This is a genomic window from Pseudomonas sp. WSY_20, assembly GCF_043104335.1.
Lineage (GTDB): Bacteria > Pseudomonadota > Gammaproteobacteria > Pseudomonadales > Pseudomonadaceae > Aquipseudomonas > Aquipseudomonas parafulva_B.
Window position 1 is genome coordinate 1 of sequence record NZ_JBICKP010000073.1, and the last position, 15447, is coordinate 15447.

Below are 15447 nucleotides of genomic sequence, written 5' to 3' on the forward strand. Positions count from 1 at the left end.
GTGCCGCGATGGGGCGCGAAGCGGCCCCGGCGATATGTGCTACGAAGTTGAATGCGTGAGCCTCTGGCGCAGGCCCTGACCGAAGGCACGTCGCCCCGGGTGCCCTCAAATCGAATGTGTGAGCACTACACCAAACCGCAGCCGTCAAGTAGACGCCTTGCCGCAACGCCGCCACGGCAAGACCAGGATACAGTCCAGGGCATCACACCCCAGCGACAGGATCCTTGCCGGTCACTGTCACGCCTTCGGTGGCCGCTTTGGCACTGTCCTTCAGTGCAGTCAGCTCGTCCCCAGTACGCTTGAGGTCCGATTTCAGCTGGTTGTACTGATCGCGGTGGTGCTGCAACCACGCCTTGGTGGCGCAATGCCCAGTGAAGCCGCGCACCAGCGCCAGGCCACCGACGGCTATCTTGAACAGCCCTACGATACCGCCCTGGCTCAGCCCTTTGCCCACCAGCAAAGCACCGCCGGCCAACGAAGTGGCGCGTTCCATGCCATGGACGTTCTTTTCCTGCAACGGTGCATCAGAGTGATTATCAAGCATTGGTAAGCCCTCTTGGTGATGTGTAAGCAGCTGACCTGCCTGCGGCCGGCGACGTTCACTCGATGTGCCAGGCGAACCTCCTGGCGGTCATGACAGCGCACGCATCACTTGAACTTTGGGCCCGAGCGGGTATTCAGGCCCTTGGCCAGACGGTCGTACAGCACCACGTTCACCGTGGCCGCCAGGTTCATGCAGCCGGTGGTGGGAATGTAGATGGTTTCCTCGCACCAAGCCCTCACTTCAGGGCTGAGGCTGCCGTCTTCGGGGCCGAAGATGTAGATGGCGCGGTCCGGGTGGGTGTAGTCGGGCAGGGGGCGGGCGCCTTCGACCAGTTCCACGGCCACCGGGGTACAGCCCAGCGGGATGATGCGTTGCAGGTCATCGATGCCGATCAGTGGAATGTCGTAGTGCACGCGCTTGGTGTCGGTCACGAAGTCCCGCGCGCGCTCGTAGCGCTTGCCGGTATAGAACACCGAGTTGACCCCGTAGCAGCCAGCCGCACGCATTACCGAGCCTACGTTTTCGGCCGACTTGGGGTTGAACAGGCCGATGCAACTGTATCGTTTGTTAGCCACGAACCGGGGCCCTTCGCAAAAAAGACGCGATTATACGGGTTGCCCGGTCATGGTGGGGGGGCTGCTGGTCAGTCCTTCTTCAGCATGCCTGCCAGTGCCGCGAACGGGTTGTGGGTGGCCTTGGCAATGCTTGGGGTGCTGGTGGAGCCTTCGCTGAAGTATTGCTGATCGGTGTAGCGCGAGTGTTCGTTGTCATGGCAGTACAGGCACAGCAGCTCCCAGTTGGAGCCGTCCTGGGGGTTGTTATCGTGGTTGTGGTCACGGTGGTGCACGGTAAGCTCACTCAGGCGCTTGCCGGCGAACTCGCGTGCACAACGCCCGCACACGTGCGGGTACATCCTCAGGGCCTTGTCGCGGTAGCCCATTTCCTTGTCGCGCTTGGCATCGGCGAGGATGCGGTCCAGGCGCGCAGTGGCGGCGGAAGTAGAGGAGGTCATGGTGTTTCCTTCGTTCTGATCAGGCAAATGACGGTTATGCCGTCGAGTCTAGCGCGGCTGCATGATCGGCGCACAGGCGAAAAATGTCATATGGGCGTAGCCTGTAGGAAGATTCTGAACAGGAGGTTGCCGATGCTTGCTGCGATTCTCGCCGTGGTCTTGGTGGCGGGCGTGCCTGCGGCTCACGCTGCCAGCACGCCGCCGCGGTTGACCACGCCTGTACCCGGTGCGCCGGGTACACCCACCCCCACGCCGTATCCGCAGATCACCCCAAGCAGCCCGCCCAAAGCCACCGGCACCTCCCAAGGGGCACCCTTGCTACCGCCAATGCCAGTGCCCGGCCCGCCCAAGGACCAGCCACTGCCAGGGTTGCGGCAGGATCTAGAGAAGCCGGGGCGGGATCAGGAGTGATCGAAGGCGGCTGTCCACACCTCGCCTTGCGGCTTACCGTCATGCATGAACCCAGATCGCTGGTGCCGCTGCGCGCACAAAACAGCCCGGCACCTCAGACAACCCCCAGCTCACCCAGCACAAACCCATACTCCAAGGCCACATCCTTCAACCCCTGGTAGCGCCCGCTCATACCCCCATGCCCGGCACCCATCTCGGTCTTGAGCAGCAGCAGGTTGTCATCGGTCTTGCGCGTACGCAGGCGGGCGACCCACTTGGCCGCTTCCCAGTACTGCACCCGGCTGTCGTTGTAGCCTGCCACCACCAGCATGGCCGGGTAGGGCTGGGCTTTCACGTTCTCATATGGCGCATAGGCCTTGATGCGCTCGTACACCTCAGGCTCCGCGGGATTGCCCCATTCGTCATACTCGGTCACCGTCAACGGCAGCTCAGGGTCGAGCATGGTGTTGAGCACATCCACGAAGGGCACCTCGGCGATGGCGCAGCGAAACAGCTCGGGACGCAGGTTCAACACGGCGCCGATCAGCAGCCCGCCGGCACTGCCCCCACTGATGGCCAGGGTTGCAGAGGATGTCACGCCTGCGTTGATCAGGTGTTCGGCGCACGCGATGAAATCGCTGAAGGAATTGTGCTTGTGTTCCTGCTTGCCGGCACGGTACCAGGCCTCGCCCAGCTCGCCGCCGCCGCGCACATGGGCGATGGCAAACGCTACACCACGTTCCAGCAGGCTCAGCCGCGCATGGGAGAACCATGGGTCCAGGCTCTCGCCATAGGCGCCGTACCCGTACAGGTAGAGCGGTGTGGTGCGACCCACATCCTGGCGCCGTCGCACCAGGCTGATCGGCACTTGGGTACCGTCTGCCGCGGTGGCCCACAGGCGCTCGCTGACATAGGCGTCGGCATTGAAGGGCCCCAGCACCGGCGTCTGCTTGAGCACCTCCTGCGCGCCAGTGGCCAGCGCCAGCTGACGTACCTGGGCCGGCCGGTTCAGCGCTTCGTAGCGCAAGCGTACCCGAGGGCTGTCGAATTCCAGGCTGTCCTGCACGTACAGGCTGTAGGCCGCGTCAGGTAAATCCACCCGGTAGGGCGGCAGACCCTGTGGGCGCACTTCGATGATCGGCAAGCCGCCATCACGCAGGCTCAGGGTCAATGCGCTGGCATTGAGGCTCAGTCCTTCAAGCATGATGTCATCGCGATGGGCGACCAGCCGTTGCCACTGGGCACGGCTTGGCACGGGGTCGGCCGGGGCGTGATACAGGGCGAAGTTGATACCGTCTTGGTTGGTGCGGATGAACCATCGCCACTGCCCATCGAGCAGGCCATGATCGGGGAAGTACTCATGGCCTTCCACACGCGGTGCCAGGCAGGTGAACGGCGCTTGCGGCGTGGCCGCGTCCAGCACCCAGGCTTCGCTGGTGGTCTTGCTGTTGAGCAGCAGCACCAACTGGCGTTCGGAGCTGGTGCGGTAACAGTGCAGGAAGAACCGGCCATCGGGCTCCTCGAATACCCGCTGGGCACCTTCCTGACCCAACGTATGCCGGTACAGCCGCCAAGGGCGGTGGGTATCGTCGAGTTCGGCAAAGAACAGCGTACGGCTGTCATTGGCCCAGGTCAGGCTGCCATCGCAGTCGTCGAAGGGCAGGGTCGTTACATCGCCCGTGGCCAGATCCTTGATGTACAAGGTGTAGATTTCGTCGCCGCTGGTGTCCAGGCTATAGGCCAACAGGCGATGGTCGGGACTGACGTTGAACGCCCCCAGCGAGAGAAAGCCGCCGCCTGCCAGGGCGTTCGGGTCGAGCAACAGTTGCTCCAGGCCTTCATCGACCGTGTTGGAATCATCGGCAGGGCGTGGGCAGCGATAATGGCGGGGGTATTCATCGCCTGCGGTGGTGCGGGTGTAGTACAGGTAGGGCCCCCACGGCGATGGCAGGGACAGATCGGTTTCCTGGATGCGACCTTTGATCTCCTCGAACACCTGTTCGCGCAAGGGGGCCTGATCGGCCAGACAGGCTTGCTGATAGGCATTTTCCGCTTCGAGGTAAGCCAGTACCTGGGGATCGTCACGCTGTTGCAACCACGCGTAGGGGTCGGTCGCATCGTCGGCTCTGGCCAGGGGCGGCAAGTGGGTGCTTGGCATCGAATTTCTCTCGGTTCTTGAGGGGCGCTACCGGCAGCTTCGGCGGCGCACCGGTACAGGCAAACACTGTGTGCGCCAGGAAATGTGTTTATCATAGGCACCTCTTTGCCTGGCTTGCACGATTACCATGATCGAGAACGACTACACCCTGGCCTGGGGCCTCTACGCCGTGGCCGCCCTGGGCTGCCTTCTGGTGGGCTTCAAGCTCACCGGCTGGATGTGGCGCTGGCTGCGCGAACCGCTGCGCGTCGTGCTGGCGGTGCTGCTGTTTACGCCGACCGTGGTCGACCCGGTCAAGGACAGCTTCGCCCCGGCCATTGCCATCACGGTGCTGGATGTCGCCTTCAAGGTGGGCAACAACGCCTGGCGCGCAGTGTCGGACTTCGCCATGTACGGCATGATCGCCTTCGTGCTGTATTTTCTGTTCGTGCTAGTGCGTTGGCCGCTGGAGAAACGCGCTCGCGAGCGCCGCCTGCGGGCCGAAGCCGCCGCCCAGCGCGAGGCCGCCGAAGCGCAGGCGCTGGCGCCGGGGGAGCCCTTGGCCGCCGAGCGTGGCGATCGTTACCGTGACGACCCGCCTGTGCTGCCTGCTGGCGCCGGCCGGGTCGAGCCCCGCCTGTAAACGGAGACACCGCCATGTGCGAACTGCTGGGCATGAGTGCCAACGTCCCCACCGACATCGTCTTCAGCTTCACCGGCCTGATACAGCGCGGCGGTCGCACTGGCCCGCACCGTGACGGCTGGGGCATCGGCTTCTACGAAGGGCGCGGCCTGCGCCTGTTCCAGGACCCCGCCGCCAGCAGCGAGTCCGAGGTGGCCAACCTGGTAAGGCGCTACCCGATCAAGAGCGAAGTAGTGATCGGCCACATCCGCCAGGCCAATGTGGGCAAGGTCTGCCTGGCCAACACCCACCCCTTCATGCGCGAGATGTGGGGGCGCAACTGGTGCTTTGCCCACAACGGCCAGCTGGGTGACTTCACCGGCTCCACAAACTTTTACCAGCCCATTGGTGATACCGACAGCGAGGCGGCCTTCTGTGACCTGCTCAATCGCATCCGCGGCGCCTTCCCGGAGCCGGTGCCGGTGGAACAGTTACTGCCGGTGCTGGTCGAAGCCTGTGCCGGTTATCGCGCCCGCGGCGTGTTCAACTGCATGCTCAGCGATGGTGACTGGCTGTTCTGCTTCTGTTCGACGAAGCTGGTCCACATTACCCGTCGCGCGCCGTTTGGCGCGGCACGGCTGAAGGATGTCGACCTGATCGTCGATTTCCATACCCAAACCACCCCCAACGACGTGGTCACGGTGATCGCCACCGAGGCCTTGACCGAGAACGAAACCTGGAACCGCTACGCGCCAGGTCAGTGGGCCCTGTGGCGGCACGGCGAGTGCACCGCGCACGGACAAAGCTAAGGATGCTGCATGTTCAGAAGTTACCTGCGGTTGCTGCTGTTCACCTTCGGGCTATTGGCCGGCATCCAGGTCCCGGGGCTGGTCAAGGATTACAGCCAGCGCGTGGAGGCGCACCTGTTTGAATCACGCGAGGCGCTGGACGGCTTCCGCCAGACAGCCGAGCGCTTTTTCAACGGCGATCTGCAAGCCTTGTTGCGACACTACCGCAGCAGTGACGACCCGGTCTTTCTCAGTGACGCCAACAGCATCGAAAGCCTGATGATTCGCAACCAGCTGCTTGAAGACGAATGGCAAGCGCTGCAAGGTTCATGGGCGCAGCGTACCTGGCACGTCCTGGTGCAAGCCGACCCGCGGCTGCGAGAAGAAACGCTCAACGGCTACGGCTATCAGATTCTGCTGGCGCCTGAGGCCATCGGCTGGGGCGTCGGTGCCGGGTTCGTGCTGGCGTTCGTGGTTGAAAGCCTGTTGTTGGGCATAGGTCGGCTGATACTGGGTGGGCGACGTGGGGCGGTGAAAGAGAGTTGGCGTTAGGTGAAGTCCTGACACCCTGCATGAGCGGGAGTGCGCTACGCTCCCATCCGGTCCTGGGCTGGCCCCATTCCAAATCGGGCTACAAACCCTCAGCCCATAGTCCCCGGCACCAGCACGATCCGTTGCCCGCCCACATCCTGTGCATAGCGCTCCAGTACCTGCCGACAAACTCCAACCACTTCCTCCACCAACGCCACCCCGGTCTGCCAGGCCACCACCAGTTCCAGGCTCGGCGGGGGCTCAAGCCCAGCCAGCAGCACCAGGTCACCCTGGTTCAGTTCGGCCTCTACCAGGGCAGGCGGCAAGGCCCCAATGCCAAAACCGTCGCGCAACAAGCGGGTAATAGCCGCTACCGAATTGACGCAGTTCAGCCGCGGCGTTTGCGCCCCGGCACCTTGCAACAAGGCCAGCACTTCCTGATGCGGCCGTGAATTCTTCGAGAATGTCACGATGCGCTCGCGCCCCAGCTCGATCAGTGACGTGTAGTCCCTGTGCAGGTGCGAGCCTGCCGCGACTATCCAGCCCATCGGGTAGCGCGCCAGATCCAGGCTGCGGATCGAGGGCTCGCGCAGTAAGTCTGTTTGCACGATAACGTCCAAAAAACCCTTGTGCAGTTGTTCGCGCAGGTTCAGCGCCGTGTCGGCGATGAGTTCGATTTCCACCTGCGGATAGCGCTCGGTCAATTCGGCCACCAGCGCGCTCATCCAGGTATGAATGACCGTGTCCATCACCCCGAGACGAATACGCCCGACCTTGGCCCGGTCGCTGTCCAGCGACTGTTTGAGCGCCTTGGCGGTTTCCAGCATGCGCTCGGCATGTTCCAGCACCTTGCTGCCTTCCGGAGTCAGGCTGACCCCGCGCGAGTCGCGCAACAGCAGCTTGACGCCCAGGTCGACCTCCAGCGCCGCGATACGGCTGGACACCGACGCCTGGGTGGTGAACAGCTTCTGCGCGGTCAGGCGGAAGCTCTTGAGACGAGCGACCCAGACGAACGTTTCGAGAAAGCGAAGGTTCATGATCAGTTTTTCTTGTTCCAGACCCAGGGTTTTTCTCGTTGGACGTCAGCGCCGCGTGCTCTGAACATGAAGCCCAGGCCGCGACCTTTGCTGTCGCCCCATAAAACAATACCAACAAGCCGAGGCATCCATGAACCCCACCGGCACGCAGCAGCAGGTCAGTTCCCCATCCTCCTCCGGGCCTTTTGCCTGGTACCGCGACATCGATCAGCAACAACGGCGCACCTTCTGGAGCTGCAAGATCGGCTATGGCCTGGACGGCATGGACACGCAGATGCTGAGCTTCGTCATCCCCACGCTGATCATGCTATGGGGCATCACCACCACCGAGGCTGGGCTTATCCACACCAGTACCCTGGTCGCTTCGGCCATCGGTGGCTGGGTGGCCGGCATTCTCTCCGACCGCATCGGCCGGGTCCGCACCCTGCAACTGACGGTGCTGTGGTTCGCCTTCTTCACCTTCCTTTGCGGCTTTGCCCAGAACTACGAGCAACTGCTGATCGCCAGGACCCTCATGGGTTTTGGCTTCGGCGGTGAGTGGACGGCAGGCGCCGTGCTCATCGGCGAGGTCATCCGTGCCCAAGACCGCGGCAAGGCAGTGGGCATGGTGCAGTCAGGCTGGGCCATTGGTTGGGGGCTGACGGCCATCCTGTACGCGCTGCTCTTCACTTGGTTGCCGCAGGAGCAGGCCTGGCGAGCGCTGTTTTTACTGGGGCTGGTGCCGGCCGTGTTCGTGATCTTCGTTCGGCGGCTGGTGAAAGACCCGGAGGTCTACCGCCAGGCCAAGGCAGCCGAAGACACCGAGGCGCCATCGCACTTCTACGAAATCTTCGCCCCCGGTCTGCTCTGGACCACCGTGCGCGCCTCGCTGCTGACCACTGGCGCACTGGGCGGCTACTACGCAATCACCGCCTGGCTGCCCACGTTTCTGAAGAACGAACGCGGGCTGAGCGTGCTGGGTACCGGCGGCTACCTGGCGATGGTGATCGTAGGCTCCTACGTGGGCTACGTGATCAGCGCCTACCTGTCCGACCTGCTAGGGCGCAAAAAGAATTTCATCCTGTTCGCCGTAGGCTCGTTCGTCATCGTGCTGCTGTACACGCAAATGCCCGTCAGTGATGGGGTGATGCTGTGGTTGGGCTTCCCGCTGGGCTTTTTCGCCTCGGGCATCTTCAGCGGCATGGGGGCCTTTCTGACCGAGCTGTTTCCCACGCGCGTGCGCGGCTCGGGGCAGGGCTTTTGCTACAACGTCGGCAAGATCGTCGCGGCGCTGTTCCCGCTGCTGATTGGTATGCTGGGGCAGCAGGTGCCGCTGGGCCTGGGTATCGGCTTGTTCTCGGCCGTGTCCTATGGCGTGGTGATCGTGGCAGCGCTAAGCCTGCCAGAAACACGCGGCAAACAATTGCAGGCGCGCTAAGGTAGGAACATGAATAACGACAAGGGGTACACCGTGGTGCAACGCCTGTTACTCAACTGCGACATGGGCGAAAGCTTCGGCAGCTGGCGCATGGGCCTGGATGCCGAGGTCATGCCCTACATCGACTGTGCCAACATTGCCTGCGGCTACCACGCTGGTGACCCCGGCATCATGCGCCGCACCGTGGCGCTGGCGCTGGAACACGGGGTAACCATTGGCGCACACCCGGCCTACCCGGACCTGGTCGGCTTCGGCCGGCGCAGCCTGGCGTGCAGTGCCGAAGAAATCCGTGACCTGCTGCACTACCAGATCGGCGCGCTCGATGGCATCTGCAAGGCCCAGGGCACACGCGTCGCCTACGTAAAACCCCACGGTGCGTTGTACAACGACATGATGGCCGACCCATTGATCCTGCGCACGGTGCTGGAGGCCGTGGCGGCCTATGACAGTGGCCTGCCGCTGATGCTCATGGCTACGGCCGACAATGGGGCGGCCCAGGCGCTGGGTACTGAAATCGGCGTACCGCTCTGGTTCGAGGCGTTTGCCGATCGGGCCTACACCGCCAGCGGCCACCTGGTGTCGCGACGCCTGCCGGGCGCCGTGCATCACGACCCGGCGCAAGTGGTCGAGCAAGCCGTAAAGCTGGCCCGCGGCGAAGCACTGCTGGCCAGTGATGGCACTGGACTGCTGCTCAAAGCCCAAACGCTGTGCGTGCATGGGGACAACGACAGCTCTGTGACGGCAGTTCGGCAGATCCGCCAGGCACTCGATGGGATCAGATCAGCATGACCCCACGCATCGAAGTGGTCGGCATCGATTGCCTGATGGTGCGTCTGTTCGAGCGTATCGAGGAAGCCAACATGCCTTGGGTGCTTGCCGCCAGTCAGCGCTTGCAAGCGGCTTTTGGTGCGCACTTGCGCGACCTGGTGCCGTCCTACACCACCCTCATGGTGCATTTCGACCTGCCGCCGGCCGATGCACGCTGCCTGATCGTGCAAGCCCTTGAAGGGCTGCAGCCTGGCACTGAGAACACCGGCTGCCTGCACGAGATACCGGTGTGGTACCACGCCAGCGTCGGCCCGGAGTTGCCCGTGCTGGCCCGCCGGGCAGGCCTGAGCGAGGCTGAGGTCGTGCGCTTGCACAGTGAACGTGACTACCCGGTGTTCGCCCTGGGATTCGCGCCGGGTTTCGCGTTCATGGGGCTGGTGGACGAACGGCTGGCCACCCCGAGGCTAAGCACCCCGCGCAAGCAGGTGGCAGCGGGCAGTGTCGGCATTGCCGAGCGCCAGACCGCTGCGTACCCGGCCGCTTCCCCCGGTGGGTGGAACCTGATCGGGCGTACGCCGGTGCGGTTGTTCGACCGTGGGCGGGACGGCTACAGCCTGCTGCAACCGGGCGACCGCGTCCGCTTCGTTTCGGTGACGCGGCAGGCGTTTCTGGCGTTGGGCGGTGATGAGGAGGCACAGGCATGAAGCATTTGCGAGTCGAGGCCAGCACACCGCTGTGTGCGCTACAGGATGCAGGCCGATTTGGCGTGAGGCACCTTGGGGTCACCCAGGGCGGCGCTTTGGATTGGGTCGCGATGCACTGGGCCAACGGGTTGCTGGGCAACGCTCTGCAGGCTCCCGTCGTAGAGGTTGCCTTGGGTGGATTCAGCGTGGTGGCGCAGCACGATTGCGTACTGGCGCTGGCCGGGGCCGACCTGGACGCGCACATCGACGAGCACTACTTGGCCCCTTGGCGCAGTTTTACCCTGACGAAGGGGCAGCGCCTTACCCTCAGACAACCTCGGCAGGGCGCTCGCGCTTATCTGGCCGCACCGGGCGGTTTCGATGCCGAGCCTGTGATGGGCAGTTGTGCCACGGTCGTGCGCGAGGGGCTGGGCGGGGTCGATGGCCAGGGCGGCGTGTTGCGTGAAGGCCAATGCTTGAGTTTTGCCGGTACAGCCACACCGATCCGCGAAGTGCCTGGTCACCTGCGTCCTGAGTATGTGGTCAAGCCCACCTTGGACCTGGTGATTGGCGCGCAGATCGGCGACTTTGCTGGCCTTAGTCTGTTCGATGCCTTCAACTGCGACTGGACGCTGGACACCCGTGCCGACCGCATGGGCATCCGCCTGCTTGGCCCGCCTCTGGTTTATCAAGGCCCGGCCATGATCTCCGAAGGCATTCCCCTTGGCGCCGTCCAGGTCCCGCCCGATGGGCAGCCGATCGTGTTGCTCAATGATCGCCAGACCATCGGCGGTTATCCCCGCCTGGGGGCGCTGACGCCCCTGGCACTGGCACAACTGGCACAGTGCATGCCAGGGGCGAAGGTGCGATTGCGGCCGGTAATGCAGGAGCAGGCATGGCGGGAGCAGCAGGCGTATCTGGAACGCTGGCACGTGTTGTTGAGCGGCCTTCCCGGGGCGCCGGACCGGCCGCGATAGGCCGCGCAGCGGCCTCGGCGATCTGGACTGCGAAGCTGAAATCCTGGGGCCGCTGCGCGGCCCATCGCGGCCGGTCCTACAGGGGGCGTGACTTTGCGGCTTTACTTCGACAGATACCGCATCCCATCCTCCAACCCCTGCAAGGTCAGTGGATACATCCGGTCCTCGATCAGTTCACGCACCAGCTGGGTAGAAGCGGTGTAACCCCAGGCCTGGCGGGGGTATGGGTTGATCCAGATGACCTTGCGGAACTTGGCCATGATGCGCTGCATCCAGACATACCCGGCTTCCTCGTTCCAATGCTCCACGCTGCCGCCCGGCTGGGTGATTTCGTAAGGGGCCATGGCTGCGTCCCCGACGAACACGACCTTGTAGTCCTCGCCGTACTTGTGCAGCAGGTCGAACGTGGAATAACGCTCCGACGTGCGCCGCAAGTTGTTCTTCCAGACCGTCTCATACACGCAGTTGTGAAAGTAGTAGTACTCCATGTGCTTGAACTCGGTCTTGCAGGCCGAGAACAGCTCCTCGCAGACCCTGACATGGGCATCCATCGAGCCACCGATGTCGAACAGCAGGAGCAATTTCACCGTGTTGCGCCGCTCCGGGCGCATCTGGATGTTCAGCAGGCCCGCATCGCGTGCGGTATGGTCGATAGTGCCATCGATGTCCAGCTCTTCGGCAGCGCCTTGGCGGGCGAACTTGCGCAGGCGCCGCAGGGCCAGCTTGATGTTGCGCGTACCCAGCTCCACCTGATCGTCCAGATTCTTGTACTCGCGCTGGTCCCAGACCTTCACTGCCTTGCCCTGGCGCTCGCCAGCATCGCCCACGCGGATACCTTCGGGGTTGTACCCACCCGAGCCGAACGGGCTGGTGCCACCGGTGCCAATCCACTTGTTGCCGCCTGCGTGGCGCTCCTTTTGCTCCTGCAGGCGCTGCTTGAACGCCTCGATCAGCTTGTCCAGCCCACCCAGTGACTGGATCTGCGCGCGCTCCTCAGGGGTCAACGAGCGCTCGAATTCCTTGCGCAGCCAGTCCTCAGGGATCAACGCCTCGATGTGTCGATCCAGGTTCTCCAGGCCGTTGAAGTAAGCGGCGAAGGCCCGGTCGAACTTGTCGAAATGGCGTTCGTCCTTCACCAGGATGGCGCGGGCCAGGTAGTAGAATTCGTCCATGTCGGCGAACACCACATGCCGTTGCAAGGCATGGTGCAGGTCGAGCAGTTCGCGCACCGACACCGGCACCTTCGCCGCGCGCATTTCGTTGAACAGGTTGAGCAACATGGCCCCGGCTCCCTCAGCGGTTGCCGCGCCGGCTCATGAAGGCCAGGCGCTCGAGCAGCTGCACATCCTGCTCATTTTTCACCAGCGCCCCGGCCAGCGGAGGGATGGCCTTGGTCGGGTCGCGCTCGCGCAGTACCGCTTCGCCAATATTGTCGGCCATCAGCAGCTTCAGCCAGTCGACCAGTTCGGACGTTGAAGGCTTTTTCTTCAGGCCCGGTACCTTGCGCACGTCGAAGAACACGTCCAGCGCCTCGCTCACCAGCGACTGGCTGATGTTGGGGTAGTGCACATCCACGATGCGTTGCAGCGTGGCCCGGTCGGGGAAGGCGATGTAGTGGAAGAAGCAACGGCGCAGGAAAGCGTCCGGCAGCTCCTTTTCGTTATTGGACGTGATGATGATGATCGGGCGCTGCCTGGCCTTGATGGTCTCGTCGATTTCATAGACGTAGAACTCCATCTTGTCGAGTTCCTGCAACAGGTCGTTGGGGAATTCGATATCGGCCTTGTCGATCTCGTCGATCAGCAGGATCACCCGCTCCTGGGCCTCGAAGGCCTCCCACAGCTTGCCTTTCTTCAGGTAGTTGCGTACGTCGTGGACCTTGTCCACACCCAGCTGGGAGTCGCGCAGGCGGCTGACGGCATCGTATTCGTACAAGCCCTGGTGGGCCTTGGTTGTGGACTTGATGTGCCAGGTAATCAGGCGCGCCCCGAACGAAGCTGCCAACTGCTCGGCCAGCATGGTCTTGCCGGTACCAGGCTCACCCTTGACCAACAGCGGGCGCTCGAGGGTGATGGCCGCATTGACGGCCAGTTTCAGGTCGTCCGTGGCGACATAGTCACCCGTGCCTTCGAACTTCATGGGGTCTTTCCTCTGCTTGGGCTTGCGGGCCGATGTGCAGCCAGCCTGTCAGCCGCCCTTGGTGTGGGCGGCAGGCTGGCGCTCAGGTGGCCAACACAGGGTGTGATGGTGGGCCCGACTATACCGCGGGGGTACGACGACTGAAAACGCAGACCGCGTATTCAGTCCCCGAATGTCTCGTCACTGCGCCTTAGTCGGAATCCGGCGCGCTGCGTTCATAGCGCGCACTGAACGCCTGCACGAATCCATTGCGCAGGATCTGCAGGAAGGCCTCGAACGCACTGATGTTCTGCCTGCGCACGCTGCCACTGAGCTCAACGCGCGTGGCGAACTGGTTTTTCGGCTGGTTCTTGAGCACGGTTTCGGTGGCCCCCACCAGCGCCTCCCAGACCGAGCGGAACAGGCCCTTGTCCTTGTCCTCCACGTCCTGTTGCCAATCGAATACCTCGACGTCGCGCAGCAGGGGCTTGATGTAGCCGTTCAGGCGGCCATTGGTGGCCTCGGCCTCGATGACCACATCGCCATGGCCAGCTTTGAAGTCGAACTTGCCATAAGCACTGGCAAAGTCGTTGAGTCTGCGCAGCTCGATGCCGGTGGCACGCAGGCGGAACTCGAAGTCGTCGAAATCGCTGAACGGGTCGAAGGTGGCACGGCTCTCGACCTTGGCATCGCCTGCGACCAGGGCACGGGCTTCGAAACTGGCGTCGCGCCGGCCGGCTTCGTCGCGGATGTTGGTGAGGTTGCGAATGCTGGCCTGCAGCTGCGTCGCCTTGAGCGTGACCGGGGGCTTGGAGCTGAAGTTGCGGAAGGTCAGCACCCCGTCGTCGATCACCACTTCGTTGAGCGTGATGGGCAGCAGCTTGTCCAGTTGCTGACGCCAGTCAGTGCCCTGACCGGTTTGGGAATTTTGCTTGTCGCCGCCATCGACAAAATTCAGCTCCGGGCGCAGGAAAGCCACTTCGGCCACCACGGCGCGGTCGTACCACAACGAATGCCAGCTGACCGAGATGTCGATCACCGGGGCGTTGAGAAAAGGCACCGGCACCTTGCCCGTGGTCTTGACGATCTTCAGCCCGTTGACGGTATAGGCGCCGCGCCACCAGGCCAGGTCCACATCGCTGACCTGCCCCCGGTAGTCGCCCATGTCGGCCAGTTTTTCATTGAGGTAGTCACGCACCAGGTAGGGCAGGGCAAGCTGCAAGGCCACCAGCAGCACGATGAGGCTGCCGAGGGCGATCAGCGGCCAGCGATAGCGGGCTCTCATGGCAGTTCTCCAGGGCAAGGTGTGTGGTTGACCGCAGGGTCTGCACCGGAGTTCGAAGAGGCTTTACGGGCCTTGAGGCCGGGGCTTACCCTTGGGGTCTTTCCGTGTCTTCATCATGCCAAGGACCCTGCCATGAGCCGTATATACGCAGACAACGCCCACTCCATCGGCAACACGCCCCTGGTGCAGATCAACCGCCTCGCGCCACGCGGCGTGACCATTCTGGCCAAGATCGAAGGGCGCAACCCAGGGTATTCGGTCAAATGCCGCATCGGCGCGAACATGGTCTGGGACGCCGAGAGCAGCGGCAAGCTCAAGCCCGGCATGACCATCGTCGAACCCACCTCGGGCAACACCGGTATTGGCCTTGCCTTCGTCGCTGCCGCCCGGGGCTACAAGCTCATGCTGACCATGCCGGCCTCCATGAGCCTGGAGCGGCGCAAGGTGCTCAAGGCCCTTGGCGCCGAACTGGTGCTCACCGAACCTGCCAAGGGCATGAAGGGCGCCATCGAGAAAGCCAACGAAATCGTCGCCTCCAACCCCGAGCAGTACTTCATGCCCGGGCAATTCGAAAACCCTGCCAACCCGGCCATCCACGAAAAGACCACGGGCCCGGAGATCTGGAACGATACCGATGGCGCCGTGGATGTGGTGGTTGCCGGTGTCGGCACTGGCGGCACCATCACCGGCATCTCGCGCTATATCAAGCACACCCAGGGCAAGGCGATCACCTCGGTGGCGGTCGAGCCCATTTCCTCGCCGCTGATCACCCAGACCCTGGCAGGCGAGGCGCTGACGCCCACGCCGCACAAGATCCAAGGCATCGGCGCGGGCTTCGTGCCGAAGAACCTCGACCTGTCGATCGTCGACCAGGTCATGACGGTGGGCGACGACGAAGCCAAGGCCATGGCTATCCGTCTGATGCAGGAAGAAGGCATCCTGTGTGGTATTTCCTGCGGTGCCGCGATGGCCGCTGCCGTGCGCCTTGCAGAAAAGCCGGAAATGCAGGGCAAGACCCTCGTGGTGATTCTGCCTGACTCAGGCGAGCGTTACTTGTCCAGCATGCTGTTCAGCGACCTGTTCAGCGAGCAGGAAACCCAGCAATAACCTGCCTAGGCGGTGACCCGAAGCAATACCT

Annotated in this window: 17 protein-coding genes; 9 read left to right on the forward strand and 8 right to left on the reverse strand. The window is 63.3% G+C overall.

Annotated features, from left to right (window positions below; genetic code table 11):
• Nucleotides 1–202: 202 nt before the first annotated feature.
• The 3 genes from ACF8E5_RS17650 to ACF8E5_RS17660 all read right to left on the reverse strand — a co-directional run bounded on the left by ACF8E5_RS17650 (nucleotide 203) and on the right by ACF8E5_RS17660 (nucleotide 1556).
• Complete coding sequence (locus ACF8E5_RS17650; RefSeq protein ID WP_058638054.1) at nucleotides 203–544, reverse strand: DUF2892 domain-containing protein; 342 nt, start codon at nucleotides 542–544, stop codon at nucleotides 203–205.
• Between the two features lie 104 nt (nucleotides 545–648).
• Nucleotides 649–1119: an RNA methyltransferase gene (locus ACF8E5_RS17655; protein ID WP_033728691.1), complete on the reverse strand. Its 471-nt coding sequence runs from the start codon at nucleotides 1117–1119 to the stop codon at nucleotides 649–651.
• A 68-nt stretch (nucleotides 1120–1187) separates the two neighbouring features.
• Nucleotides 1188–1556 carry a YajD family HNH nuclease gene (locus tag ACF8E5_RS17660; RefSeq protein ID WP_023534919.1) on the reverse strand — a complete coding sequence of 123 codons (369 nt, stop codon included), beginning with the start codon at nucleotides 1554–1556 and terminating at the stop codon, nucleotides 1188–1190.
• Between the two features lie 132 nt (nucleotides 1557–1688).
• On the opposite strand from ACF8E5_RS17660, the gene ACF8E5_RS17665 reads away from it, so the two are divergent.
• Entirely contained in the window at nucleotides 1689–1967 is a 279-nt protein-coding gene (locus ACF8E5_RS17665; protein ID WP_058638055.1) for a hypothetical protein, read from the forward strand.
• Nucleotides 1968–2061: 94 nt separating this feature from the next.
• On the opposite strand, the gene ACF8E5_RS17670 is transcribed toward ACF8E5_RS17665, so the two are convergent.
• A complete protein-coding gene (locus ACF8E5_RS17670) occupies nucleotides 2062–4104 on the reverse strand; it encodes a S9 family peptidase (RefSeq protein ID WP_392475591.1) in 2043 nt (680 codons plus the stop codon).
• 127 nt (nucleotides 4105–4231) lie between these two features.
• Here ACF8E5_RS17670 and ACF8E5_RS17675 point away from each other — a divergent pair, with 127 nt between their 5' ends.
• The 3 genes from ACF8E5_RS17675 to ACF8E5_RS17685 are packed head-to-tail and all read left to right on the forward strand — an operon-like array spanning nucleotide 4232 to nucleotide 6045.
• Nucleotides 4232–4726 carry a hypothetical protein gene (locus tag ACF8E5_RS17675; protein WP_058638057.1) on the forward strand — a complete coding sequence of 165 codons (495 nt, stop codon included), beginning with the start codon at nucleotides 4232–4234 and terminating at the stop codon, nucleotides 4724–4726.
• A gap of 14 nt (nucleotides 4727–4740) precedes the next feature.
• Nucleotides 4741–5514, forward strand: coding sequence for a class II glutamine amidotransferase (locus ACF8E5_RS17680; protein ID WP_078478940.1), 774 nt, complete (start codon nucleotides 4741–4743; stop codon nucleotides 5512–5514).
• Nucleotides 5515–5523: 9 nt separating this feature from the next.
• Nucleotides 5524–6045 carry a DUF2937 family protein gene (locus ACF8E5_RS17685; protein ID WP_058604214.1) on the forward strand — a complete coding sequence of 174 codons (522 nt, stop codon included), beginning with the start codon at nucleotides 5524–5526 and terminating at the stop codon, nucleotides 6043–6045.
• An 89-nt stretch (nucleotides 6046–6134) separates the two neighbouring features.
• On the opposite strand, the gene ACF8E5_RS17690 is transcribed toward ACF8E5_RS17685, so the two are convergent.
• Nucleotides 6135–7061, reverse strand: coding sequence for a LysR family transcriptional regulator (locus tag ACF8E5_RS17690; RefSeq protein ID WP_392475592.1), 927 nt, complete (start codon nucleotides 7059–7061; stop codon nucleotides 6135–6137).
• A 130-nt stretch (nucleotides 7062–7191) separates the two neighbouring features.
• On the opposite strand from ACF8E5_RS17690, the gene ACF8E5_RS17695 reads away from it, so the two are divergent.
• The 4 genes from ACF8E5_RS17695 to ACF8E5_RS17710 are packed head-to-tail and all read left to right on the forward strand — an operon-like array spanning nucleotide 7192 to nucleotide 10906.
• Nucleotides 7192–8478: an MFS transporter gene (locus ACF8E5_RS17695; RefSeq protein ID WP_058638059.1), complete on the forward strand. Its 1287-nt coding sequence runs from the start codon at nucleotides 7192–7194 to the stop codon at nucleotides 8476–8478.
• A 36-nt stretch (nucleotides 8479–8514) separates the two neighbouring features.
• Nucleotides 8515–9267, forward strand: a complete 753-nt coding sequence (locus tag ACF8E5_RS17700; RefSeq protein WP_372239224.1) for a 5-oxoprolinase subunit PxpA — start codon at nucleotides 8515–8517, stop codon at nucleotides 9265–9267.
• Nucleotides 9264–9950, forward strand: a complete 687-nt coding sequence (pxpB, locus tag ACF8E5_RS17705; protein WP_196186397.1) for a 5-oxoprolinase subunit PxpB — start codon at nucleotides 9264–9266, stop codon at nucleotides 9948–9950. Before ACF8E5_RS17700 ends, pxpB begins: the two co-directional genes overlap by 4 nt.
• Nucleotides 9947–10906, forward strand: coding sequence for a biotin-dependent carboxyltransferase family protein (locus ACF8E5_RS17710; protein ID WP_058638062.1), 960 nt, complete (start codon nucleotides 9947–9949; stop codon nucleotides 10904–10906). The genes pxpB and ACF8E5_RS17710 overlap by 4 nt, the downstream gene beginning before the upstream one ends.
• 101 nt (nucleotides 10907–11007) lie before the next feature.
• Here ACF8E5_RS17710 and ACF8E5_RS17715 read toward each other — a convergent pair whose 3' ends face one another.
• The 3 genes from ACF8E5_RS17715 to ACF8E5_RS17725 all read right to left on the reverse strand — a co-directional run bounded on the left by ACF8E5_RS17715 (nucleotide 11008) and on the right by ACF8E5_RS17725 (nucleotide 14309).
• Nucleotides 11008–12186, reverse strand: a complete 1179-nt coding sequence (locus ACF8E5_RS17715; protein WP_078478936.1) for a VWA domain-containing protein — start codon at nucleotides 12184–12186, stop codon at nucleotides 11008–11010.
• Nucleotides 12187–12199: 13 nt separating this feature from the next.
• The gene (locus ACF8E5_RS17720) at nucleotides 12200–13045 is read right to left on the reverse strand and encodes a MoxR family ATPase (protein ID WP_023534935.1); all 846 of its coding nucleotides are present in this window, start codon (nucleotides 13043–13045) and stop codon (nucleotides 12200–12202) included.
• 190 nt (nucleotides 13046–13235) lie between these two features.
• Entirely contained in the window at nucleotides 13236–14309 is a 1074-nt protein-coding gene (locus ACF8E5_RS17725; protein ID WP_058638064.1) for a DUF748 domain-containing protein, read from the reverse strand.
• A 132-nt stretch (nucleotides 14310–14441) separates the two neighbouring features.
• On the opposite strand from ACF8E5_RS17725, the gene cysK reads away from it, so the two are divergent.
• Nucleotides 14442–15416: a cysteine synthase A gene (gene cysK / locus ACF8E5_RS17730; protein ID WP_058604221.1), complete on the forward strand. Its 975-nt coding sequence runs from the start codon at nucleotides 14442–14444 to the stop codon at nucleotides 15414–15416.
• The last annotated feature ends 31 nt before the right edge of the window (nucleotides 15417–15447 follow it).

Excerpts from the sequence above, each read along its gene's own strand:
- ACF8E5_RS17650 (WP_058638054.1), bottom strand. The coding sequence starts at position 544 with ATGCTTGATAATCACTCTGATGCACCGTTGCAGGAAAAGAACGTCCAT.
- ACF8E5_RS17660 (WP_023534919.1), bottom strand. The coding sequence starts at position 1,556 with ATGACCTCCTCTACTTCCGCCGCCACTGCGCGCCTGGACCGCATCCTC.
- ACF8E5_RS17665 (WP_058638055.1), top strand. The coding sequence starts at position 1,689 with ATGCTTGCTGCGATTCTCGCCGTGGTCTTGGTGGCGGGCGTGCCTGCG.
- ACF8E5_RS17670 (WP_392475591.1), bottom strand. The coding sequence starts at position 4,104 with ATGCCAAGCACCCACTTGCCGCCCCTGGCCAGAGCCGACGATGCGACC.
- ACF8E5_RS17675 (WP_058638057.1), top strand. The coding sequence starts at position 4,232 with ATGATCGAGAACGACTACACCCTGGCCTGGGGCCTCTACGCCGTGGCC.
- ACF8E5_RS17680 (WP_078478940.1), top strand. The coding sequence starts at position 4,741 with ATGTGCGAACTGCTGGGCATGAGTGCCAACGTCCCCACCGACATCGTC.
- ACF8E5_RS17685 (WP_058604214.1), top strand. The coding sequence starts at position 5,524 with ATGTTCAGAAGTTACCTGCGGTTGCTGCTGTTCACCTTCGGGCTATTG.
- ACF8E5_RS17690 (WP_392475592.1), bottom strand. The coding sequence starts at position 7,061 with ATGAACCTTCGCTTTCTCGAAACGTTCGTCTGGGTCGCTCGTCTCAAG.
- ACF8E5_RS17695 (WP_058638059.1), top strand. The coding sequence starts at position 7,192 with ATGAACCCCACCGGCACGCAGCAGCAGGTCAGTTCCCCATCCTCCTCC.
- pxpB (WP_196186397.1), top strand. The coding sequence starts at position 9,264 with ATGACCCCACGCATCGAAGTGGTCGGCATCGATTGCCTGATGGTGCGT.
- ACF8E5_RS17710 (WP_058638062.1), top strand. The coding sequence starts at position 9,947 with ATGAAGCATTTGCGAGTCGAGGCCAGCACACCGCTGTGTGCGCTACAG.
- ACF8E5_RS17715 (WP_078478936.1), bottom strand. The coding sequence starts at position 12,186 with ATGTTGCTCAACCTGTTCAACGAAATGCGCGCGGCGAAGGTGCCGGTG.
- ACF8E5_RS17720 (WP_023534935.1), bottom strand. The coding sequence starts at position 13,045 with ATGAAGTTCGAAGGCACGGGTGACTATGTCGCCACGGACGACCTGAAA.
- ACF8E5_RS17725 (WP_058638064.1), bottom strand. The coding sequence starts at position 14,309 with ATGAGAGCCCGCTATCGCTGGCCGCTGATCGCCCTCGGCAGCCTCATC.
- cysK (WP_058604221.1), top strand. The coding sequence starts at position 14,442 with ATGAGCCGTATATACGCAGACAACGCCCACTCCATCGGCAACACGCCC.